Source organism: Arenibaculum sp. (assembly GCF_035998295.1).
Lineage (GTDB): Bacteria > Pseudomonadota > Alphaproteobacteria > Azospirillales > Azospirillaceae > DASYHS01.
Window position 1 is genome coordinate 17,090 of sequence record NZ_DASYHS010000157.1, and the last position, 22,003, is coordinate 39,092.

General features: G+C 70.0%; 21 protein-coding genes and 1 tRNA gene. 6 read left to right on the top strand and 16 right to left on the bottom strand.

Going from position 1 to position 22,003, the window contains the following annotated elements:
- Nucleotides 1-95: 95 nt before the first annotated feature.
- On the bottom strand, nucleotides 96-2,018 hold the full coding sequence (dnaK, locus tag VGO20_RS15655) for a molecular chaperone DnaK (protein WP_327503306.1): 1,923 nt from the start codon (nucleotides 2,016-2,018) through the stop codon (nucleotides 96-98).
- A gap of 621 nt (nucleotides 2,019-2,639) precedes the next feature.
- On the opposite strand from dnaK, the gene VGO20_RS15660 reads away from it, so the two are divergent.
- The gene (locus VGO20_RS15660) at nucleotides 2,640-2,843 is read left to right on the top strand and encodes a hypothetical protein (RefSeq protein ID WP_327503307.1); all 204 of its coding nucleotides are present in this window, start codon (nucleotides 2,640-2,642) and stop codon (nucleotides 2,841-2,843) included.
- A 108-nt stretch (nucleotides 2,844-2,951) separates the two neighbouring features.
- Here the strand turns inward: VGO20_RS15660 and grpE are convergent, their stop codons facing one another.
- Together grpE and hrcA are read right to left on the bottom strand one after the other, a co-directional pair.
- Nucleotides 2,952-3,596 carry a nucleotide exchange factor GrpE gene (grpE, locus tag VGO20_RS15665; protein ID WP_327503308.1) on the bottom strand — a complete coding sequence of 215 codons (645 nt, stop codon included), beginning with the start codon at nucleotides 3,594-3,596 and terminating at the stop codon, nucleotides 2,952-2,954.
- 36 nt (nucleotides 3,597-3,632) lie between these two features.
- The gene (gene hrcA, locus VGO20_RS15670; protein ID WP_327503309.1) at nucleotides 3,633-4,667 is read right to left on the bottom strand and encodes a heat-inducible transcriptional repressor HrcA; all 1,035 of its coding nucleotides are present in this window, start codon (nucleotides 4,665-4,667) and stop codon (nucleotides 3,633-3,635) included.
- Nucleotides 4,668-4,835: 168 nt separating this feature from the next.
- On the opposite strand from hrcA, the gene rph reads away from it, so the two are divergent.
- From rph to hemW, 3 genes are read left to right on the top strand one after another with little or no spacing between them, the layout of a single operon-like run.
- Nucleotides 4,836-5,555 (top strand): ribonuclease PH, encoded by a 720-nt coding sequence (gene rph / locus VGO20_RS15675; protein ID WP_327503310.1) that lies wholly within the window; start codon nucleotides 4,836-4,838, stop codon nucleotides 5,553-5,555.
- A gap of 53 nt (nucleotides 5,556-5,608) precedes the next feature.
- Nucleotides 5,609-6,205 carry an RdgB/HAM1 family non-canonical purine NTP pyrophosphatase gene (gene rdgB / locus VGO20_RS15680; RefSeq protein ID WP_327503311.1) on the top strand — a complete coding sequence of 199 codons (597 nt, stop codon included), beginning with the start codon at nucleotides 5,609-5,611 and terminating at the stop codon, nucleotides 6,203-6,205.
- Nucleotides 6,206-6,207: 2 nt separating this feature from the next.
- Complete coding sequence (hemW, locus tag VGO20_RS15685) at nucleotides 6,208-7,410, top strand: radical SAM family heme chaperone HemW (protein ID WP_327503381.1); 1,203 nt, start codon at nucleotides 6,208-6,210, stop codon at nucleotides 7,408-7,410.
- Nucleotides 7,411-7,413: 3 nt separating this feature from the next.
- Here the strand turns inward: hemW and VGO20_RS15690 are convergent, their stop codons facing one another.
- Nucleotides 7,414-8,058: a cation efflux transmembrane domain-containing protein gene (locus tag VGO20_RS15690; protein ID WP_327503312.1), complete on the bottom strand. Its 645-nt coding sequence runs from the start codon at nucleotides 8,056-8,058 to the stop codon at nucleotides 7,414-7,416.
- A 77-nt stretch (nucleotides 8,059-8,135) separates the two neighbouring features.
- Between VGO20_RS15690 and VGO20_RS15695 the strand changes: the two genes are divergently transcribed.
- A complete protein-coding gene (locus VGO20_RS15695; RefSeq protein WP_327503313.1) occupies nucleotides 8,136-8,534 on the top strand; it encodes a MerR family transcriptional regulator in 399 nt (132 codons plus the stop codon).
- Here the strand turns inward: VGO20_RS15695 and VGO20_RS15700 are convergent.
- From VGO20_RS15700 to VGO20_RS15725, 6 genes are read right to left on the bottom strand one after another with little or no spacing between them, the layout of a single operon-like run.
- Entirely contained in the window at nucleotides 8,512-9,156 is a 645-nt protein-coding gene (locus VGO20_RS15700) for an MliC family protein (protein WP_327503314.1), read from the bottom strand. The two genes, VGO20_RS15695 and VGO20_RS15700, sit on opposite strands and share 23 nt — an antisense overlap.
- Entirely contained in the window at nucleotides 9,153-9,950 is a 798-nt protein-coding gene (locus VGO20_RS15705; protein ID WP_327503315.1) for an ABC transporter permease, read from the bottom strand. The genes VGO20_RS15700 and VGO20_RS15705 overlap by 4 nt, the downstream gene beginning before the upstream one ends.
- Nucleotides 9,947-10,801: an ABC transporter permease gene (locus VGO20_RS15710; RefSeq protein WP_327503316.1), complete on the bottom strand. Its 855-nt coding sequence runs from the start codon at nucleotides 10,799-10,801 to the stop codon at nucleotides 9,947-9,949. The genes VGO20_RS15705 and VGO20_RS15710 overlap by 4 nt, the downstream gene beginning before the upstream one ends.
- Nucleotides 10,798-11,850 (bottom strand): ABC transporter ATP-binding protein, encoded by a 1,053-nt coding sequence (locus VGO20_RS15715; protein WP_327503317.1) that lies wholly within the window; start codon nucleotides 11,848-11,850, stop codon nucleotides 10,798-10,800. Before VGO20_RS15715 ends, VGO20_RS15710 begins: the two co-directional genes overlap by 4 nt.
- A gap of 7 nt (nucleotides 11,851-11,857) precedes the next feature.
- Nucleotides 11,858-12,958, bottom strand: a complete 1,101-nt coding sequence (locus VGO20_RS15720; RefSeq protein WP_327503318.1) for an ABC transporter substrate-binding protein — start codon at nucleotides 12,956-12,958, stop codon at nucleotides 11,858-11,860.
- Nucleotides 12,959-13,013: 55 nt separating this feature from the next.
- Entirely contained in the window at nucleotides 13,014-13,871 is an 858-nt protein-coding gene (locus tag VGO20_RS15725) for a dimethylarginine dimethylaminohydrolase family protein (RefSeq protein ID WP_327503319.1), read from the bottom strand.
- 105 nt (nucleotides 13,872-13,976) lie between these two features.
- On the opposite strand from VGO20_RS15725, the gene VGO20_RS15730 reads away from it, so the two are divergent.
- Complete coding sequence (locus VGO20_RS15730) at nucleotides 13,977-14,879, top strand: LysR family transcriptional regulator (protein WP_327503320.1); 903 nt, start codon at nucleotides 13,977-13,979, stop codon at nucleotides 14,877-14,879.
- Nucleotides 14,880-14,904: 25 nt separating this feature from the next.
- Here VGO20_RS15730 and VGO20_RS15735 read toward each other — a convergent pair whose 3' ends face one another.
- The 6 genes from VGO20_RS15735 to glgC all read right to left on the bottom strand — a co-directional run bounded on the left by VGO20_RS15735 (nucleotide 14,905) and on the right by glgC (nucleotide 21,989).
- Nucleotides 14,905-15,654 carry an SDR family NAD(P)-dependent oxidoreductase gene (locus VGO20_RS15735; protein ID WP_327503321.1) on the bottom strand — a complete coding sequence of 250 codons (750 nt, stop codon included), beginning with the start codon at nucleotides 15,652-15,654 and terminating at the stop codon, nucleotides 14,905-14,907.
- A 510-nt stretch (nucleotides 15,655-16,164) separates the two neighbouring features.
- Nucleotides 16,165-16,239, bottom strand: a tRNA-Thr gene (locus VGO20_RS15740).
- A gap of 67 nt (nucleotides 16,240-16,306) precedes the next feature.
- The gene (locus VGO20_RS15745; protein WP_327503322.1) at nucleotides 16,307-17,239 is read right to left on the bottom strand and encodes a lysozyme family protein; all 933 of its coding nucleotides are present in this window, start codon (nucleotides 17,237-17,239) and stop codon (nucleotides 16,307-16,309) included.
- Between the two features lie 61 nt (nucleotides 17,240-17,300).
- Complete coding sequence (recQ, locus tag VGO20_RS15750; RefSeq protein ID WP_327503323.1) at nucleotides 17,301-19,160, bottom strand: DNA helicase RecQ; 1,860 nt, start codon at nucleotides 19,158-19,160, stop codon at nucleotides 17,301-17,303.
- A gap of 95 nt (nucleotides 19,161-19,255) precedes the next feature.
- On the bottom strand, nucleotides 19,256-20,707 hold the full coding sequence (gene glgA / locus VGO20_RS15755) for a glycogen synthase GlgA (protein ID WP_327503324.1): 1,452 nt from the start codon (nucleotides 20,705-20,707) through the stop codon (nucleotides 19,256-19,258).
- A 19-nt stretch (nucleotides 20,708-20,726) separates the two neighbouring features.
- Nucleotides 20,727-21,989, bottom strand: coding sequence for a glucose-1-phosphate adenylyltransferase (gene glgC / locus VGO20_RS15760; protein WP_327503325.1), 1,263 nt, complete (start codon nucleotides 21,987-21,989; stop codon nucleotides 20,727-20,729).
- Nucleotides 21,990-22,003 lie beyond the last annotated feature (14 nt).

Below are 22,003 nucleotides of genomic sequence, written 5' to 3' on the forward strand. Positions count from 1 at the left end.
CAACCGCAAACCGCCCCGCCCGGCGATCCTGCGCGGGGCGGGGCGGCCGCCGGACCATGAACGAAGGGCCGGGCCGTACGGCCCGGCCCCGGGGATCAGGCCGACTTGCTCTTCTTGTCGTCGTCGACCTCCTCGAAGTCGGCATCGACGACGGTCTCGCCGGAAGAGGCGGTACCGCCCGCCCCGGGCGCGCCGGGGCCGTCGCCGCCTTCCTGGCCGGCCTTGTACATCGCCTCGCCGACGCGCATCGAGACCTGGGCCAGCGCCTCGGTCTTGGCCTTGATGGCGGCGCCGTCGTCTCCCTCTATCGCGGTGCGCAGCTCGGCGATGGCTTTCTCGGCCGCCTCCTTGTCGCCGGCGGGGACCTTGTCGCCGGCTTCCTTGATCGTCCGCTCGGTCGTATGGATCAGGGAGTCGGCGTGGTTGCGCAGCTCGACCAGTTCGCGGCGCTTCTTGTCCTCGCTCGCGTGCGCCTCGGCGTCCTTGACCATCTTGTCGATGTCGGCGTCCGACAGGCCACCCGACGCCTGGATGCGGATCGACTGCTCCTTGCTGGTCGCCTTGTCCTTCGCCGAGACGCTGACGATGCCGTTGGCGTCGATGTCGAAGGTCACCTCGATCTGCGGCACGCCGCGCGGGGCGGACGGGATGCCAACCAGGTCGAACTGGCCGAGCAGCTTGTTGTCGGCCGCCATCTCGCGCTCGCCCTGGAAGACGCGGATGGTGACGGCGCTCTGGTTGTCCTCGGCGGTCGAGAACACCTGGCTCTTGCGGGTCGGGATCGTGGTGTTGCGGTCGATCAGGCGGGTGAACACGCCGCCCAGCGTCTCGATGCCGAGCGAGAGCGGGGTCACGTCGAGCAGCAGCACATCCTTGACGTCGCCCTTCAGCACGCCGCCCTGGATCGCGGCACCCACGGCCACGACCTCGTCGGGGTTGACGCCGCGGTGCGGCTCGCGTCCGAAGAACTGCTTCACGGTCTCGATGATCTTCGGCATGCGGGTCATGCCGCCGACCAGGATCACCTCGTTGATCTCGCTCGCCTTCAGGCCGGCGTCCTTGAGCGCCGCGCGGCACGGCTCGATCGTGCGCTGGACCAGGTCGTCGACCAGGGCCTCGAGCTTGGCGCGCGTCAGCTTGATGTTGAGGTGCTTCGGGCCGGACTGGTCGGCCGTGATGAAGGGCAGGTTCACCTCGGTCTGCGGCGTCGACGACAGCTCGATCTTCGCCTTCTCCGCGGCCTCCTTGAGGCGCTGCAGGGCGAGGCGGTCCTTGCGCAGGTCGATGCCCTGCTCCTTGCGGAACTCGTCGGCGAGATAGTCGATGATGCGGGCGTCGAAGTCCTCGCCGCCCAGGAAGGTGTCGCCGTTGGTCGACTTCACCTCGAACACGCCGTCGCCGATCTCCAGGATCGAGACGTCGAAGGTGCCGCCGCCGAGGTCGTAGACCGCGATGATCCCGGTGCCCTTCTTCTCCATGCCGTAGGCGAGAGCCGCCGCCGTCGGCTCGTTGATGATGCGCAGCACCTCGAGCCCGGCGATCTTGCCGGCGTCCTTGGTCGCCTGGCGCTGGCTGTCGTTGAAGTACGCCGGCACCGTGATGACCGCCTGGGTCACCGGCTCACCGAGGTAGTTCTCGGCCGTCTCCTTCATCTTCTGCAGAATGAAGGCGCTGATCTGGCTCGGGCTGTACTTCTTGCCGTGGCTCTCGACCCAGGCGTCGCCGTTGTCGCCCGAGACGATCTTGTAGGGCACCAGCCCCTTGTCCTTCTGGGTCAGCGGGTCGTCGTAGCGGCGGCCGATCAGGCGCTTGATGGCAAAGAACGTGTTCTCCGGGTTCGTGACCGCCTGACGCTTGGCCGGCTGGCCCACCAGGCGCTCGCCCCCCTGGGTGAACGCCACCATCGAAGGCGTGGTGCGCATCCCCTCGGCGTTCTCGATCACCTTGGCGGTCGTGCCGTCCATGACCGCGATGCAGGAGTTCGTCGTGCCCAGGTCGATACCGATCACTTTGCTCATGTTAAGCCTCTTCGTTGCGGCAGACCGGCGGCGGCCCGTGTTCTCGGCACCGCCACGGCCCCCAGGGTCGATGGATAAGGTGAGGAACCGTCTGGACGCAGATATAGGCAGGTGCCCCGGAGGCTGCAACCGCCGGCGCGGAGGCATCCGGGCAGAGGCGCCGGACGGACGGACGGACGGCGGGCGACAGGGGCGGATGTGCGGCGCAGACATGGCGGACGACGGTCCGAAAGGAGGCGGCCGGCCCGCGGCACGAGGCCGCCGCCCTCATTTTCATACCTGAGTATGCAATATTCGCACGCCGCTCGAATTGCCGCGATAGAACTACTACCCGGAGTAAATCTCGCGAGGAAGAAGCCGCGGCCACACATGCGAATATCGGGGCCGAATGTTCGACAACCAACTTTTCAAGTTAACGAAGTCTTAAATTCTGCCCGCGTGATTATTCGCCAGGGCTCAATTAACGGTTGTCAGTTTTCTCTAACCTGACCGAATTATCAGCGTCTACTTGCCCTGAAGAATATGGTATATCCATTCGGCCAAAGGCGAATGTCGCGGAGCCCCGGGAGGCATCCGCCACGCGCCCGGGCCCAACGGGGTGCACGAGGGGGTAGCTTCAAGATGTCCGAGAGCCGCCGCGACCTTGCGATCGCGATCAAGTCATGCCTGGAAAGTCTCGCCGACGACGCCGCGCGCAGCGAGATGGGCGAACTCGCGCACTTCATCAGCCTGGCGGCGCTGGCCGCCGAGGAGGCCGCCGCCGCCGCCGACCCGCGCGGCGACCTGCTGAAGGCGCTGCTGGCCGGGGAAGCCGGCCACTGCTGAACGCCGGATCGGCCCGCCCGCGGATGGATGCGGGAGCGGTCTCCCGGCCGGGAGACCGCTCGGCCGGCCGATCAGGGCATCGGGCAGGTCACGGATAGGCCAGCGGGGTCAGGCGGTCGTATCGACGTGGCCCTGGCCGTCGCCCTGCTTGGCGACCGCGACCATCGCCTCGCGCAGCAGCCGGTCGTGGATCACGTAACCTTCCTGCAGGACCTGCACGACGGTGCCCGCGGCCTTCCCCGTAGCTTCGACCTCCATCACGACCTGATGGAAGTTCGGATCGAAAGCCTTGCCGAGGCTGTCGAGCTTCTTCACCCCGAACTTGTCGAAAGCGGAGGCAAGCTGGCGCTCGGTCGCCTCGACGCCGACCATCAGGTTGTTGAGCGCCTCGTCGGCCGCGCGCGCCTCGGCAGGCACGGCGGTCAGCGCGCGCTGGAGGTTGTCGGCCACCCCCACCAGTTCCTTCGCGAACCGGGCGACCGCGTAGCGCGACGTCTCCTCGCGCTCCCGCTCGCCACGCCGGCGCACGTTCTCGGTCTCGGCGACCGCACGCAGGAGCTGGTCCTTCAGGCCCGCCACCTCGCCTTCGAGCTGGGCCACGCGGTCGTCGTCGAGCGACACCGGCTCGGCCGGGGGTTCCGAAGCCGGCGCCGTTTCGCCGGCAGCCGCTTCGGGGCTGGGCGCGCCGGGGCCCGGCTGGGTGGCGGCGTCCCTGGGATCGGGATTCTTGCTGGTGTTGGAATCGGCGTTCATGCGCAACTCTTCTCGTCGCTTGTTGGACCGGCCGGCTCAGCCGAGCAGGCGGCTGATGACCTTGGCCGTGTAGTCGACCATCGGAATGATGCGGGCGTAATTGATCCGGGTCGGACCGATCACGCCGATCGCGCCCACGATCTGCTCGCGGCTGTTCTGGTAGGGCGCGATGATGAGCGAGCAGCCGGAATAGTTGAACAGGGAATTCTCGGCGCCGATGTAGATCTGCACGCCGTCCGCCCTACCGGTCGCATCCAGCAGCCGGACCATGGACTCCTTCGTTTCCAGCGCTTCGAACAGGGCGCGGATGCGCTCGAGATCGGTCAGCGCCGTCACGTCGTCGAGCAGCTTCGCCTGACCGCGGACGATCAGGTGCCCGGTCGATCCGGCCCCGGCCCAGGTCGCGAGCCCGGCCTCGACCACGCGCGACGACAACTCGTCGAGCTGGGTACGCTGGGCCTCGATCTCGGACAGGATCTCGATCCGGGTCTCGTCGAGGGTCCGGCCGACCAGCTTGGCATTGAGATAGTTGCTCGCACTCTGCAGGGTCGAGGCCGGCATGCCCAGCGGCACCTCGACGACGCGGTTCTCCACCAGGCCGTCCTCGGTGACGAGCACGACGAGGGCGCGGCCGGGGCCGAGGTTGACGAACTCGATGTGGCGCAGCGGGCGGTCCGACTTGGGAGCGACGACGAGACCGGCACAGCTCGACAGGCCGGAGAGCATCGTCGTCGCCTCGGTCAGCAGTTCCGGCAGGGAGCGGCCGGCAGCCCTGCATTTGATCTCGATGCTCTCGCGCTCGCCCTCGCCGAGCGCGCCCAACTCGAGCAGGCCGTGCACGAACAGGCGCAGGCCGGCCTCGGTCGGCAGCCGGCCGGCCGAGGTGTGGGGCGCGTAGAGGAGCCCCTGCTCCTCCAGGTCCGCCATCACGTTGCGGATCGTCGCCGGCGACAGCGTAATGCCGAGCCGGCGCGAGATCGTCCGCGAGCCGATCGGCTCCCCCGTCTCGACATAGGCGTCGACGATGGTCCGAAAGATCTCGCGCGACCGTTGGTTCAGTTCGCTGATCATGTCTTCCGACGAACGGGCCTTCGAACGGGAACATACGAAATACCGGCGGAACCGGCGTTCCGAATGTAGTTGTGCCGCGGCACCTTATCAATGCGTGCCCTGGACGGCACGGGGCCATGCGGCTAGCCTGCCGGCCCCATGAAACGATCATATGCGGAAGACACCCCCATGCGCCCGTCCGGCCGAGCCTTCGACGCCCTGCGCCCCATCAGCCTGGAGCCAGGCTTCGCCAAGCATGCCGAGGGGTCGTGCCTCGTGCGCTTCGGCGACACCCATGTCCTGTGCACCGCCAGCGTCGACGAGAAGGTCCCGCCCTTCCTGCGCAACACCGGCCTCGGATGGGTGACGGCCGAATACGGCATGCTGCCGCGCTCGACCCATACCCGCACCGACCGCGAGGCGGCGCGCGGCAAGCAGTCCGGCCGGACGCAGGAGATCCAGCGCCTGATCGGACGGGCGCTGCGCGCGGTGACCGACCGCGCGGCGATGGGCGAGGTGCAGATCAAGGTCGACTGCGACGTGCTTCAGGCCGACGGCGGCACCCGGACGGCCGCGATCACCGGCAGCTGGGTCGCCCTGTACCAGGCTTTTGCGCATCTGAAGGCGATCGGCCGCATCTCCGGGATTCCGCTGACCGACCACGTCGCCGCCGTGAGCTGCGGCCTCTACAAGGGCTCGGCCGTGCTCGACCTCGACTATGCCGAGGACTCTTCCTGCCAGGCGGACACCAATTTCGTGCTGACCGGTGCCGGCGGCATCGTCGAGATCCAGGGCACCGCCGAGGAGGAGCCCTTCGCCGAGGAACAGTTCCTCGAGCTGCTGCGCCTCGCGCGTGGGGGCATCGCCGAGCTGACCCAGATCCAGCGCGCCGCGCTCGGCCTGGACTGAGGGCCGGCACCCCCCATATGGGCGTCACGCCGCAACCTCCTTCCGGAAAGCCGATGAGCAGGAAATTCTCGGGCGACGAACTCGTCATCGCCAGCCACAACCAGGGCAAGGTGCGGGAGATCGCCCAGCTCCTGCGCCCGCACGTCGCCCGGTTCGCCTCGGCCGGCGAGATCGGCCTGCCCGAGCCGGAGGAGACGGGAACGACGTTCCGGGAGAACGCCGAACTGAAGGCGCTGGCCGCCGCCACCGCGAGCGGGCGCCCCGCGCTGTCCGACGACAGCGGGCTGGTGGTGGCGGCACTCGGCGGCAGCCCGGGCATCTACTCGGCACGCTGGGCCGGACCGGGCAAGGACTTCCGGGCCGCGATGGAGCGCGTCCACAGCGAACTGCCCGAGGACGCGCCGCGCAACGCCCATTTCGTCTGCGCCCTGTCGCTCGCCTGGCCGGACGGCCACGTCGAGACGGTGGAGGGCCGGGTATACGGAGAGCTGACCTGGCCGCCGCGGGGCGACAGGGGCTTCGGCTACGACCCGATCTTCGTTCCCGACGGCTTCGCCGACACCTTCGGCGAGATGGAGCCCGAGTCGAAGGACCGCATCAGCCATCGCGCCGATGCGTTCCGCCGGCTGCTGGCGGCATGCTTCACGTGATGATGCAGGACGCGGCGACGGAGAAGGCGGAGACGGCGAACGCGGAGACGGAGAACGAGGCGGGCTTCGGCATCTACGTGCACTGGCCGTTCTGCCTGTCGAAATGCCCCTATTGCGACTTCAACAGCCATGTCCGCGAGCGGGTGGAGCATGACCGCTGGCGCCGGGCCCTGCTGGCGGAGCTGGACCATTACGCCGCGCTGACGCCGGGACGCACGGTCACGTCCATCTTCTTCGGCGGCGGCACGCCCTCGCTGATGGAGCCGGCGACCGCGGGCGCCGTGATCGAGCGGGTGGCCCGCCACTGGACGATCGCGCCCGGCCTGGAGGTGACGCTGGAGGCGAACCCGACCTCCGCCGAGGCCGGGCGGTTCCGGGCGTTCCGGGCTGCCGGCGTCAACCGGCTTTCGCTCGGCGTGCAGGCGCTGGACGACGCGGCGTTGCGCTTCCTCGGCCGGCGGCACGACTCGGCCGAGGCGCTGGACGCCATCGGGCTGGCGGCACGGCATTTCGAGCGCTTCTCGTTCGACCTGATCTATGCCCGGCCCGGCCAGGACGAGGCAGCGTGGCGGGCCGAGCTGGCCCGTGCCGTCGGTCTCGCGGTCGGGCACCTGTCGGTCTACCAGCTTACGATCGAAGAGGGGACCCGCTTCCACACGCTGCACGGCCGGGGCGAGCTGGTGCTGCCGGACGAGGACACGGCCGCGGCACTGCACGAAGCGACGCAGGAGGTGCTGGAGACGGCCGGCCTGCCCGCCTACGAGATCTCCAATCACGCGCGGCCGGGCCAGGAATGCCGGCACAACCTGACCTACTGGCGCTACGGCGACTATGTCGGCGTCGGCCCCGGGGCGCACGGGCGGCTGACGCTGGACGGGACGAAGCGCGCGACGCGCACCCATCGGGCCCCCGAAGCCTGGCTGGAGCGGGTAGAGAGCCGCGGCCATGGCGGCCACGAGCAGGAGGTGGTCCCTCCCGAGGCGCGGCTGGAGGAGATGCTGATGATGGGCCTGCGCCTCGCCGAGGGGATCTCGCGCCGCCGCCTGGTCGAGGAGACCGGGCGGGACGTGGACGAGGCGGTCGATCCGGGGGCGCTGGCCCGCCTGTCGGCGGCCGGTTTCGTCGAGCTGACGGCGACCCGCCTGCGCGCCGCCGCCGCCGGGCGCCAGCGCCTCAATGCGGTGCTGGCGGCGCTGGTGCGGTAGCGCTCACTCCGCCGGAACCGGGGCTCCGCGGGCGGAGCGGAGCTCCTGCAACGCCCCGCGCACGATCTGGGCCGCGCCGGTCACCGCCAGGGCCGCCAGCACCGCGGCGACGATGAGGTCCGGCCAGCCCGTGCCGGTCCCGAACACGCCCAGCGCCGCCATCATGACGGCGACGTTGCCGATGGCGTCGTTGCGCGAGCAGATCCAGACCGAGCGCATGTTGGCGTCGCCGGTCCGCCATGCGAACAGCATCGCAGCGACCGCCAAGTTGGCGGCGAGCGCCAGGAAACCGACGACGCCCATGATCCCGGCCTCCGGCACCGTGCCGTGAACGGCGTTGAAGGCCGTTTCCCCCGCGACCCAGAGGCCGATCAGCCCGAGCGAGATCCCCTTGAGCAGCGCCGCTCGCGCCCGCACGGCGAGCGCCATGCCGAGAACGAACAGGCTGACCGCGTAGTTCGCGGCATCGCCCAGGAAGTCCATGGCGTCGGCCTTGAGGGAGACCGAGCCCGCCGCGGCTCCCGCGACGATCTCGACCAGGAACATGCCGGCATTGACGACCAGCGCCGCCCAGAGGACGCGGCGATAGGTCCGGTCGACCGGCGGCTTCGACGAGGAGCAGGTGCTGCCGCAGCACTTGGCGCCCATGATTGTATCCCTTGCTCGGATGCGTGCCGCTGCCCAAGATGGACCCTGTAGTCGCTATAGGGTCAAGGGAGTTTTTCATGGACGGCGGCATGACGATCGGCGCGCTCGGCAAGGCGACCGGTACGAAACCGGAGACCATCCGCTTCTACGAGAAGGTCGGCATCCTGCCGCAGCCCGAGCGGACGGCGGGCAACTACCGCAGCTACGGCGAAGCCCACGCCGCGCGCCTGAGCTTCGTCCGCAAGGCGCGTGAGCTCGGCTTCCCGCTGGAGGCGGTCCGCGCGATGCTGGCGCTCGCCGACCAGCCGAACCGCCCCTGCGGCGAGGTGGATGCGCTGGTCGTCGACCAGCTCCAGGCGGTCGAGCGCAAGATCGCCGATCTGGAACGGCTGCGCGCGGAACTCGAGCGCCTCGCGCATCAGTGCCGCGGCGGCCTCGTGTCGGAATGCCGTATTATCGAGGCGCTGTCGCCATAGGATGGCTCCCGCCCAGCCATGTCCCGCACCCGTGCAGGACCTGCTCGTCGAGCGTGACGGCGACCGCCAGCGGGTAGGGCTGGCCGCTCATCGCGTCCCGGCAGACACGCTCCTCGGCCGCCACCGACAGGCGCCGGCTACCGGCACGAGCGTGCCAGGACAAGGTCCCGGCACCGGGCGCCGGAGCGGGCGTGCTGACGACGGTCTCGCCGTAATCCGCCCGGAGCACGATTCCTTTCCCCAGGTCGAGGTCGAGCAGCCAGCCCGGCTCCTGGCCCACCGCCCGCAGGTCGGTCCCCGCCTCCGCCGCGTCCCGCCATCTCGCCGGCGGGCCGACGGCGCAGGTTCGCGCAGGCCCGCCCGCACGCTCCAGGAGCGCCTCTTCGCCCCTGATCCAGAACAGGGTGCCGTCCGCCTCGTAGCGAGCTCCCGACGCGGCAGGCACCTGCGGCAGACGGAGATCGGCTTCGGTCAGCGCGAGCGACACGGCACCATCGGAAAAGCGCGCGACCGCCGTCTCGTCGCCGCACGCGTACGGCACGAGACCGCGCTCCGGCCCGGCCTCCGCAAGGCCGGCGCAGCCGGCGCACAGCAGGATGAGGCAGGCGGCGGCGCGCTTCACGCCCGATCCCGCCCGAGCAGGCGCAGCAGGCGGCCCTTGCGGGCCATCAGGCCGAATACCGTCAGCGACACGGTCACGAACAGCACCGCGACCACCGCCATCACGGGCGAGTAGCCGTAGCGCAGCGCGTTGTAGATGCGGATCGGCACCGTCTCCACCGTGAAGCCCGAGACCATGTAGGCGACGATGTACTCGTTGATGCTGAGCACGAAGGCGAAAGCGTAGCCCGACAGCAGATAGGGCAGGATCGCCGGCAGCACGACGGTGCGGAACACCGTCCGGTCGTCGGCGCCCAGCGTGCGCGCCGCCTCCACCGTCTCGCGCTCGATCGACTCGAAGCCCAGCGACAGGTTCACCAGCGGCAGGGTCACGAAGAAGATGCCGTGCGAGATGATCGTCGCCAGGATGTCCCCGTAGAGCCCGACCGAGGTCCAGAACACCAGGAAGCCCAGCGCCGTCACCACGGGCGGCAGGATGAACGGCGCCACCCCGAGCGTGAACAGCGCACGCGCGTAGCGCACCCGGTAGCGCCACAGGAACCAGGACAGCGGCAGCGCGATCGACACCGCCAGTGCCGCCGAGCACAGTGCGATCGCGACGCTGTTCGTCAGCGCCCCGGTCCAGCCGGCATCGCCGGCGAAGGCCGTGTACCAGCGCAAGGACGGCGCTTCGGGCGGAAACAGCAGGCGGCGCTGCCCGTTGAGCGAGACGCCGGCGATCACGACCAGGGGCGCGGCCAGGAACAGCGCGACCGCGCCCATGAACAGCCGCCCGGCCAGGTTCGCGCGCCTCATCCCCGCCTCTCGCCCGAAAGCAGCAGGGTCAGCCCGATCAGCGCCAGGCTGACCAGCATCAGGAAGATCGCGATCGCCGCCGCGAAGGGAATGTTCGACTGGTAGACCGCCTGGTCGGTGATCAATACCGACAGCGTCCAGTGCTGCGGCCGGCCGAGAACCTGCGGCAGCACGTAGGAGCCGAGCGTGAAGACGAAGACCAGGATCAAGGTCGCGGTGATCGCCCGGCGCAGCGACGGCACCACCACGGTCAGGAAGCCGACCAGCGGACTGGCGCCCAGGGTGCGCGCCGCCTCGGTCAGTTGCGGGTCGAGGCGCACGACCGAGGGGTACAGGACCAGCACCGCATAGGGAAAGCTGAGATAGCACAGGCCCAGCAGCAGCGCCGCGAAGCCCGGCGCGTAGGCCTGCGGCCCGTCCGCGAGGCCGAGCGCCACCAGCAGGTTCGATATTCCGGCCGTGCGCGAGAGCAGCACCGACCAGGAGAAGCCGACGATCACCTCGGACAGGGACAGCACCGACAGGATGAAGACGAGCCACGCCGTCTGGACGCGCGGCGTGGAGCGGCCGAGCAGCCAGGTGAAGGGCAGCGCCGCCAGTACGCAGATCACTGCCGCCAGCGAGCACAGGAGGATCGAGAAGCCCAGCACCGAGACGAACAGCGGCGAAAGGAAACGGGCATAGTTCGACAGTTCGAACGCCGGCTCGTGGAAGCCGCCCTCGACCCGGTGGAAGAAGCTGAAGGCCAGCATGATCGCGAACGGGGCCACGAAGAAGACCAGCAGCATCAGCGCCGGGTAGATCACCGGCAGATGGCCGCGCAGCCCCGATGGCACCGTTCCGGCCGTCATGCCGCCAGCACCACGCAGGCCTCGGCCGGCAGGTCCAGCGCCACCTCCTGCCCTGGAGCCAGCGGAGGCTGGTCCTTGCGCAACGCGGTCGCGACCAGCCGGCTGCCGGCGCAGTCGACATGGACCTCGACGATGCTTCCGAGATCGCGCACGAAAGCGACCCGGGCCGGCAGTCCGGCGCCGGCCGCATCGAGCCCCGGCCGCACGTGCAGTTCCTCGGGCCGGACCAGCAGGGTCGCCGCCGCTCCGTCCGCGAGGCCGGCCGGCACGCGGTCCACCTGGACGACGCGGTCGGCGAAGCGGACGCCGCCGGGCGCCAGGCGGACCGGCAGCAGATTGCTGGTCCCTATGAAGTCGGCGACGAAGGTGTTGGCGGGGTTGCGGTAGATGTCGAGCGGCCGGCCCACCTGCTGGATGCGCCGCTCGCCCATCACGACGATGCGATCCGCCATGGTCATGGCCTCGCGCTGGTCGTGGGTGACCAGGACGGAGGTGATGCCGAGCCGCTGCTGGAGCAGCCGCAGCTCGATCTGCATCGCCTCGCGCAGCTTGGCGTCGAGCGCGGAGAGCGGCTCGTCCAGCAGCAGCAGCTTCGGCTCCATCGCGAGCGCGCGGGCGATCGCGATGCGCTGGCGCTGCCCGCCCGAGATCTGGGTGACGGAGCGCTCCGCGACGCCGGGCAGGCGGACCAGTTCCAGCAGCTCCTCGACCCGGGCCCGGCGCCGGGCCGCGGGCACGCCGCGGATGCGCAGCGGATAGGCGATGTTGTCGCCGATCGAGAGATGGCCGAACAGGGCCAGCGACTGGAACACCATGCCGAACTGGCGCCGGTCCGTCGGCACCGGCGTGATGTCGGCTTCGTCGAGCAGCACGCGGCCGGCGGACGGCGCCTCCAGCCCGGCGACGATGCGCAGCAAGGTGGTCTTGCCGCAGCCGGACGGCCCGAGGAAGCACACCAGCTCCCCGGCCGGAACCAGCAGGTCGACGTCGGTCACGGCCAGCACCGGCCCGTAGGCCTTGCGCACGCCCTCCAGCCGCAGCTCGTGCATCGCCCGGTCAGCCCGTGATCATCGCGGTCCACCGGTCGGCGATCCGGTCGCCGCGCTCGGTGTAGAGGGCGTAGTTCGGGATGATCGGCCGCCCGGTGCTGGACACGGCCGCGAATTCCTCGTCCGTCAGGTCGAGCAGTTCGCGCGGGATCGTCGGCGCGGTGCCGACCTTGCGGGCGAGCAGGGCCTGGATCTCAGGCTGGGAGACGTAGTCGATGAAGACCTGCGCCTCCTCCAGGCGGTCGGACGACCGTACCACCGCCCAGGAACCGCGGTCGACCACGCCGCCCTCCTTCGGGAAGGTCGAGCGCACCGGGAAGCCGTCGGCCGCGGCGAGCCCGGTGACGTCGTGATAGTACTGGCCCATCGGGATCTCGCCGGATTGCAGCGCCTGCTGGAACTGGCCCTCGTCGCGGTACCACAGCGCGACGTTCGGCTTGAGTTCGGCGAGCTTGGCGAGGACCCGCTCGACGCCCTCGTCGGTGGCGAGCAGGTCCTGGCCGCCGAAGAAGGTCTCCGCCGTGATCTCGAGCAGGAAGGAGTTGCTGGCGAGCGCCAGCAGGCCGAGACGGCGCTCGTTCCCCGGCGCCCACATGTCCGCCCAGCTCTCCGGCGGCTGGGGATAGACGTCGGTGTTGGTCACCAGCGTGATGTACCAGGTGACCGCGGGGACGCCGGCGACGCGCCCGTCGGGCCAGGTGTTGCGGAACTCCGCGATCGTTTCGCGCGCGTTCGGCATCCGCTCCATGTCGAGCGGCTGCCACAGGTCGGCGGTGATGCCGCGCAGCATCGGCACCTGGGCCATCATCGAGACGTCGGCCGGCGCCTGGCCGGCGCGCGCGGCCGCCTGGAGCTGGACCAGCCACGCCTCGCCGGTCGGCTCCGGGATCGATTCGACCTCGATGCCGGTCGCCTCGGTGAAGCCGGGATAGACGTGCTCGGAGAAGCTCTCCTCGAAATAGCCGCCATAGGTGCCGACCTTGAGGCTGCGCTGCTGGGCATGCACGAAGGGCGCGCGCAGCCCGGTCGCGGTCACCGCGGCCGCGGCGGCGGTCGCCTTGAGCAGGGTGCGGCGGGAGAAGCCGTTGGAAGCGGAGGACTGGCTCATCTCGATACCTCGCAGCGGTCGGTTGGCGGGAATGATTTGGTGGGAACGGTCGGCCTCAGGGCGTGTCGCGGCGCAGCGGCATGGTCATGCAGTGTACGCCGCCGCCGCCCATCGTGAAGAGATCCAGCTCGGGGTCGAGCACGCGCAGCCCCTCGGCGCGCAGGCGGGCGTTCAGCTCGGCGTTGTGCCGGGGCGAGACCACGCGCCCACCCCCCAGCGCCAGGACGTTGCAGCCCATCTCCATCGCCGCCTTGTAGGAGACCGGCAGCAGTCGGATCCCGTGTCCCCGCAGCCAGGCGAGCAGCGCGTCGTCGAGCACGTCCGTGCAGGCGACGGCGAGGCCGTCGGCGACCATGCAGAACAGGACGTCCAGGTGCAGGAAATGCTCGGCGAAGGGTTCGAGGCGCACTTCCCATCCCTCGGCCTCGAACCAGCCCGCGAACTGGCGCGCGCCGGCGAGGTCGGTCCGCTCGCCGGTCCAGCCGACCAGCAGCAGGCCGGGGCGGATCACGTGGATGTCGCCGCCCTCCAGCGTGCCGGCGCTGCCCATGCGCCAGAACCCAGCGCCGTCGCACTGGTGGAAGTCCAGCACGGACGCGTATTCGCCCCGCCGCTGCGGGCGGAAGAGCTGGGTCAGCACCGGGCCCCAGGGGGTCGTCTGGCTCGAGTCCCTGGTATAGACCTGATAGGGGAGGTGCGGCTCGGGAGCAAGGTAATGGCAGCGGACACCCGCCTCCTCCAGCGCCGCGACCATCTCGCCGTACTGGCGCGAAGCGGCGTCGCGGTCGAAGGCGGAGCCGCGCTCCAAGGTCGCGCGCGCGATGCTGTTGGTCGGCTGCCAGGAATAGTGATCGGGCCGGCACAGCAGCACGTCGCGCAGGACGCCGGTTTCCGAATCCACCCGCCAAGCCATCGCGCGTCTCCCAGATCCGTTCGACGGTTCACGCTTGCATGACGGATCGGTGGATAAAATACCGCATTCGTGCGATTCACTTTGAGATCCTTCAATGTGATGACCATGACCGGGATCAGCACCGCCGATCTGCGCCTGCTAAGGGTCTTCGTCGCGGTCGCGGACGCCGGCGGCTTCGCGGCGGCGCAGCCGCGCCTCAACATCGCCGCGACCACGATCAGCAACCACATGGCGGCGCTGGAGCAGCGCCTGGGCGTGGAGCTGTGCCAGCGCGGGCGGGCCGGGTTCCGCCTGACCGACAAGGGCCGCATCGTCTACGACGCGGCGCGCCGGCTCCTCGACGCGGCCGAGGCGTTCCGCAGCCAGGCCGCCTCCCTGAAAGGCGCGCTGTCGGGCGACCTGCGCATGGGGCTGGTCGACAACACCGTGACCGACGACGCCTCGCCCGTGGTCCGGGCGGTGCGGCGGTTCTCGGCGCGCGACCACCACGTCCATCTGCGCGTGTCGATCGCCGGCCCGCAGGAGCTGGAGCAGGGCGTGCTCGACGGCGGCCTGGACCTCGCGGTCGGCAGCTTCCCGCGCCGCGTGCCCAGCCTGACCTATGCGCCGCTCTACGCGGAGCGGCAGGACTTCTACTGCGGGTTCGGGCATCGGCTGTTCGCGGCCGGGAGCATCGGCCTGGACGAGATCCGGCGCGCGCGCATCGTGACGCGGGGCTACTGGAACCAGCACGACATCGTGCGCCTCGACCTGCCGCCGGCAGCGGCGGCGGCCACCGTCTTCAACATGGAGGCGCAGGCGGCGCTGATCCTGTCCGGGGCCTATCTGGGGTTCCTGCCGACGCACTACGCGCGCCGGTGGGTCGAGGCGGGAGCCTTGCAGGCGCTGCTGCCGGACGCCCTTTCCTACGACGCCCTGTTCGATCTGGTGCTGCGGCGGGGCGTCCAGCCGACCCGGGTGGTGGCGGCCTTCGCCGACGACCTGATGGCGGAACGGGCGGCGGACTGAGGGTGCACGGCCGGAGCGGGCCGGATCATCGGGCGGTATAGCCGCCATCGACGGGGTGGAAGCTGCCGGTGATGAAGGACGCGCGGTCCGAGAGCAGAAAGGCGACGAGCTCGGCGACCTCCTCGCGTTCGGCCATGCGGCCCATCGGATGGCTCGCGGCCATGGCCATGCGGTCCTCCTCGGGCAGGAGCTTCATGCGGGGCGTGTCCACGTATCCCGGGCCGACGGCATTCACCCTCACGCCGCGGCCGGCATATTCCAGCGCGGCCGTCCGCGTGAGGCCGAGGATGCCGTGCTTGGCCGCCGTGTAGGCGCCGACGCCGGCAACGCCCACCACCCCATTGGCGGAGGACATGTTGACGATCGAGCCGCCGCCGCTGCGAACGATGGCCGGCAACTCGTACTTCAGGCCGAAGAACACCCCGCCGAGATCCGTCGCCAGCACGTCGTTCCAGGTCTCGACGGTCGTGTCTTCGATCGAAGCCCGTGGGCCGGTGATGCCGGCGTTGTTCACCGCGCAGTGGAGAGCACCGAACCGGCGAAGGACCGCCTCGACCATGGCCGCGACGGCACCGGGGTCCCGCACGTCCGCTTCGAGCGGAAACACGCGCTCGCCCGAACGGTCGAGGCGCGCGGCCAGGGCGGACACGCCCTCCAGGCTCCGGCCGGTCGCGACGACGGTCGCGCCGAGTTGGTGGACTTTCGTGACAATCGCCTCCCCGATGCCGGTGGCGGCACCGGTCACGAGAACGACTTTGTTCATGAACTCGGACATGACGGCTCCATTATGTGCGGGCCAGCGAGGCTCATAGTCCTTGGTGATCCTCTTGGAGAGACATCCTAAGGGTCCGGAGTGACAGGTTTTGGCAGGAGCAGAAACACAGAGCCCCGGCCATGTAAAGCGCAACGTCATCGCAGACTACGCGGGGCCAAGTGAAGCAAGCACAAAGACGGCCGACTGTGCGAAGCGCTACTGGCGGAAAGACATCGAAGAGCGGAATGGCGGAGACGAAGGAGGCCCTGATGAACATGAAGCAAGTCCAATGGCAGCGCTCGGCCACGACTTGAAAAGTGCCTACAAGGCCACTCAAGCACTGCCTCGCGATGAGCGGCTTTAGGGCCGACGCCGTAATCGCGAAGCTGGTCGCGTTCGAGGAACGGAAGCGGGCCGGAACGGGCACGTCCAACTAACCGGTGTCTGAATTCAGACATACGGAATGTCTGAAGATTGCTGGCCCCGGACATGGCAAGGCCCCGAAACGCGTTACGTTTCAGGGCCTTAGAGTGGTGCCGCAGCAGGGATTCGAACCCCGGACCTACTGATTACGAATCAGTTGCTCTACCCCTGAGCTACTGCGGCGCCAGAGACGGCGGAACCTAGCGCCATCGTTCCTGGAATGCAAGCCTTGCGTTCCTGCTCGGGGACGTCAGGCGCCGCCCCGTTCCACGCCGCTTCCCTCCTCCTGGGCGAACAGCAGCGGGTTCGGAGGCGCATCGTCCCGGCGCGGCGCCTCGGGCGCGCCGGCGCCACCTTGCCCGGCCGCTTCCAGCGCGCCCAGGCGCATTGCGTCCTCCTCCATCCGCCGGGCGAGGCGTGCCACCATCTCGCGCACCGGCAGCGCCCGGCCGCCGGCATCGTGGAACAGCGGGCGGTTCGCCTTGGCCGCCTTGGGCAGCAGCTCGCTCGCCGGCACGCCCGGGGTCCGCTCGGCCGCGGTGATCAGCTTCGCCGCCCCCGCCGCCCCCATCACATAGGCCATGCGGCTCTCGACCTCGCTCGCGGGCCGGCCGAGACGGCGCGACAAGGCCTCGCGCCCCTCCGCCAGATGGCGCGCGGCCATGCCGGCAGACAGGTGCGGATCCTCGCGCAACGCCAGGATCCGCTTGCGCAGGCGCGCGTCCGCGACGACCGGGACGCCGTCCCGCACCGTGACCGCGCGCGCGAGGTCGCCCAGTCCGTAGGCGGCGCCGTGGCGGCGGATCATGTCGAGCCAGGTCCGCTCCAGGAACTGGAAGGGACCGACGGCCGAGCTGGTCCGGCTCCGCGCCTTGGGGTCCAGCCCGCTCTCCTGCGTCGCCTGGGCCAGCAGCGTCTGGAAGCTGTGGCCCGAAAGCCCGGCGACCGAGCGGATCGCCTCGCCCAGGCGGTCCGCCTCCGTCGGGGTACCGTGGGCCGGGGCGCCAGTCCGCGCCGCCTCGGCCTGCTGGACCGGCGGCTCCGGCTTGCGGCCGGGGGTGGGCGGCGGCGCCGCGGCCAAGGCGCCCGCCGAAGGCTTGCGTCCGGGGAGCGGGGCCGACGCCTGGACCACGGGCGGCTTGCGGGCCGGAAGCGGCGGGGACGGGGTGCGGTCGATGGTCATGAGGCGGGCATCGCGGCGGTGGCGTTCGGCTCCGGCCAGCATATCAGAGCCGCGGCCGGCGTCACCCGTTCGTGCCGGCATGCTCCCGGATCACGCCCAGGAACGCGTCGCCGTAGCGCTCCAGCTTGCGCGTGCCGACGCCCGCCAACGCCGCGAGCCGGCCTTCGTCGAGCGGCTTCTCGCGCACCATCTCCAGCAGCGTGCTGTCGTGGAAGATCACATAGGGCGGGACGCCCTGGGCGCGCGCGATCTCCAGCCGGCAGGCCTTCAGCGCGTGCCAAAGCCGATCGTCCGCGGCCGAGAGCTGGGCCGGCGCCGCCGATGCCCGGGCACCGCGCGCCTCGCGCAGGCTGCGCTTCGTGCGCTCCGCCGCCTCGCGCCTCAGCCGCACCCCCTGCTCGCCCTTGACCACGGCCGTCGCGGCCGGCGTCAGGTACAGCCCGCCGTAGTTCTCGTGGTCAACCGCGAGCAGTCCGCCAGCGATCAGCTGGCGGAACACCGACTGCCAGTCCTGCTTCGACAGGTCCGCCCCGACTCCGAAGGTGCGGATGCGATCGTGGCCGAACTTCGTCACCTTCTCGGTCGCCGTGCCGCGCAGCACGTCGATCAGGTGGCCCGCCCCGAACCGCTGCCCCGTGCGATAGGCGGCCGACAATGCCTTCTGCGCCACCACCGTACCATCATAGGTTTCTACCGGCTCGAAGCAGGTGTCGCAGTTGCCGCACGGCTCCGCCAGCACCTCGCCGAAATAGTTCAGCAGCACCTGGCGCCGGCACGACGCCGTCTCGCAATAGCCGACCAGCGCCTCCAGCTTCGCCCGCTCGACCCGCTTGAAGGTCTCGGCCGCGTCCGATCCCTCCAGCATCTGGCGGATCATCACGACGTCCTGGACCCCGTAGGAGAGCCATGCCGTCGCCGGCAGCCCGTCGCGCCCCGCGCGCCCGGTCTCCTGGTAGTAGGCCTCCAGCGAGCGTGGCAGGTCGAGATGCGCGACGAAGCGGACATTGGGCTTGTCGATGCCCATGCCGAAGGCGACCGTGGCGACCACGATCACCCCCTCGCCCTTGATGAAGCGGTCCTGGTTCGCCTCGCGCCGCGCCGGGTCGAGTCCGGCATGGTAGGGGATCACCTCGCGCCCGGTGCGCTCGGCCAGCCACTCCGCCGTCTCCTCCACCTTCGCCCGCGACAGGCAGTAGACGATGCCGGCATCCTCGGGGTGATTCGCCTGGATGAAATCCAGGAGCTGGCGCTTGGGCTCGCGCTTCTGGAGGATGCGATAGGTGATGTTCGGCCGGTCGAAACTGGAGATGAAGACCCGCGCGTCCTGCAGGCCGAGGCGCTGCTGGATGTCCGCGCGGGTCTGCGCATCGGCCGTCGCGGTCAGGGCGATGCGCGGCACGGTCGGGAAGCGCTCGTGCAGCAGCGAGAGCTGGAGGTATTCCGGCCGGAAGTCGTGGCCCCATTGGCTGACGCAATGCGCTTCGTCGAGCGCGAACAGGCTCGGTTCCGTCTGCGACAGCAGCTCCAAGAACCGCGGCGTCACCAGCCGCTCGGGCGCGACGTAGACGAGGTCGAGGGCGCCCGCGGCGATCTGGCGCTCGACGTCGAGCGCGTCGCGCCAGTCCAGGGACGAGTTGAGATAGGCCGCCGAAACGCCCACCTGGCGCAGCGCATCTACCTGGTCGCGCATCAGCGCGATCAACGGCGAGACCACGACCGCAAGCCCGGGGCGCACCAGCGCCGGGATCTGGAAGCACAGCGACTTGCCGCCGCCGGTCGGCATCAGCACCAGCGCGTCGCCGCCGGCGACCACGTGCTCGATGATCTCCGCCTGCGGGCCGCGGAAGCTCTCGTAGCCGAAGACGCGGCGGAGCGTCTCCAGCGCCGGGTCGCGCCCGGCGATGTTCAGCGCTTGGCTCAATGTCTGGCGATCGGTTTGTCGAAGCCGGTCTCGGTGCACCGTATTTGCACATCGCGAGCCGCTTATGGAAGGGCCAATCGTCAGGCGGCCGGTCCTCACACCTCGAGATACAGGGTCCGGTAGAGATCCAGGTAGCTCGTCGCGCTCGCGGCCCAGCTGAAGTCGCGGGACATCGCATGGCGCTGGACGGCACGCCAGTCGCCCGGACGGCGGAACAGCGCCAGCGCGCGTTCGATCGCGCGCGACAGCGCCTCGGGGGCGGCGTCATCGAACGTGAAGCCGGTCGCGCGCCCGGACCGGAGCGCCGCCTCGTCCGCGTCCACCACCGTGTCGGCGAGGCCGCCGACGCGGCGCACCAGCGGCAGGGTGCCGTACCGTAGGCCGAACATCTGGACCAAGCCGCAAGGCTCCGACCGGCTCGGCAGGACGATCAGGTCGGCCCCGCCCTGCATCCGGTGCGACAGCGCCTCGTCGTACCCGATCACGGTCGCCGCCCGGCCGGGGAATCGCGCCGCCAGCGAGCGGAAGCCGTCCTCCAGCCAGGGCTCGCCACTGCCGAGCACGGCGAGTTGGCCGCCGCGCCCGAGCAGCATCGGTGCCGCCTCCAGCAGCAGGTCGAAACCCTTCTGCTCCGTCAGCCTGGTCACGACCGCGAACAGTGGCGGCTCCGGCGCGACGTCGAGCCCCAGCTCCGCCTGGAGCGCCGCCTTGCACTTCGCCTTGCCGGAGAGGTCGTCGGCATCGTAGCGCGCCGGCAGCAGCGGGTCTCCCGAGGGGTCCCACACCGCGTAGTCGACCCCGTTGAGGATACCCAGCAGGTCGGAGGAACGGGCCGCGAGCAGCCCCTCCAGCCCCATGCCGCCGCCGGGCGAGCGGATTTCGGCGGCATAGCTCGGGCTCACGGTCGTGATGCGGTCGGCGTGCCACAAGCCGGATTTCAGGAAGCCGACGCCGCCGTAATACTCGACGCCGTCGATCGCGAAGGCCGCCGGCGGCAGATGCAGCTCATCGAACAGGCCGGCGGGGAAGACGCCCTGGTAGGCGATGTTGTGGATCGTCGTCACCGCCGCCGGGCGCGGCCCCCCGGCATGGGCGAGATAGGCCGGGGCCAGTCCGGCCTGCCAGTCGTGACCATGGACGATGTCGGGCCGCCAGCGCGGCCCGCCGCCCGGCCCGGCGAGCCAGGCCGCCACCCAGCCCAGCAGCGCGAAGCGCCGGTGGTTGTCCGGCCAGTCCCGGCCGAACGGGTCGACATAGGGGTTGCCGGGCCGGCCGAACAGCTCCGGCGCCTCGACCGCGTAGCACGCGACCCCGGCCGGCGTCGTCCCGTGGACGAGCCGCGCCGTCCCTCCGGTCCAGGGATCGGGCAAATGGCGGATGCGCCGCGCGTCGGCGAGCCCGTCTAGCACGGCCGGATATCCGGGCAGCAGCAGCCGCGCGTCGGCGCCGAGCAGCGCCTGGGCCGGCGGCAGCGCCGCGACGACGTCCGCCAAGCCACCCGTTTTGATAAGCGGGTAGCACTCCGAAGCGACGTGAAGGATACGCATGCCCGAGGTTATACCCGCCTCAGCCGAGTCGGGCCAGCATCTCGCGCGTGATCAGCGTGATCCCCTGATCGGTCCTGTAGAACCGGCGGGCGTCCTCCTCCGGGTCCTCGCCGACGACGAGGTGATCGGGGATACGGCAGCCGCGGTCGACGACGGCCCGGCTCAGCCGCGCGTGGCGGCCGATCTCGACCTGGGGCAGCACCACCGCTTCGTCGAGCCGGCAATAGCTGTTGACCCGCACCTGGCTGAACAGCAGCGAGCGCCGCACCGACGAGCCCGAGATGACGCAGCCGCCCGACACCAGGCTGTCCACCGCCATGCCGCGCCGCCGTTCGTCGTCGAACACGAACTTCGCCGGCGGCAACTGCTCCTGGTAGGTGAAGATCGGCCATTCCCGGTCGTAGAGGTTGAGCGCCGGCGTTACCGAGGTCAGGTCCAGGTTCGCTTCCCAGTAGGCATCGATCGTACCGACGTCGCGCCAGTAGGGTTCCGCCTCCTGCTCGGTCCGCACCGCCGAGTTCTCGAACCTGTGCGCCATCACCTTCGCACGCGGCACCAGGTACGGGATGATGTCCTTGCCGAAGTCGCGGCTGGACGTCGGGTCCGCCGCGTCGCGCATCAGTTGGTCATAGAGGAAACGGGCGTTGAAGACATAGATGCCCATGCTGGCGAGCGCGCGGTCGGGCTTGCCCGGAATCGCCGGCGGATCGGCCGGCTTCTCCAGGAAGCTGACGACGCGGTCGGTCTCGTCGACATGCATCACGCCGAAGCCCGTCGCCTGCAGGCGCGGGACCTCGACGCAGGGCACGGTGACGTCGGCGCCGCGCTCGACGTGCTCGGCCAGCATCGCCGCGTAGTCCATCTTGTAGATGTGATCGCCGGCCAGGATGAGCACGTAGTCGGCGCCACGGCTTCTGAGGATGTCCAGGTTCTGGTACACGGCGTCGGCCGTGCCCTGGTACCAGCTGGTCTCGTCGATGCGCTGCTGGGCCGGCAGGAAGTCGACGTACTCGCCCATCTCGCCGCGCAACCAGTTCCAGCCGCGCTGGAGATGCACCAGCAGCGAGTGCGATTTGTACTGCGTGAGCACGCTGATCCGGCGGAAGCCGGAATTGATGCAGTTCGACAGTGCGAAGTCGATGATCCGGTACTTGCCGCCGAAATGGACCGCAGGCTTCGCGCGCCGATCCGTCAGCTGCTTCAGCCGACTGCCGCGCCCTCCCGCCAGGACGAGGGCGATGGCGCGCCGCGGCGCCAGGCGCAATTCCCGTTCGTATGCCACGGCGTCCTCCCGAT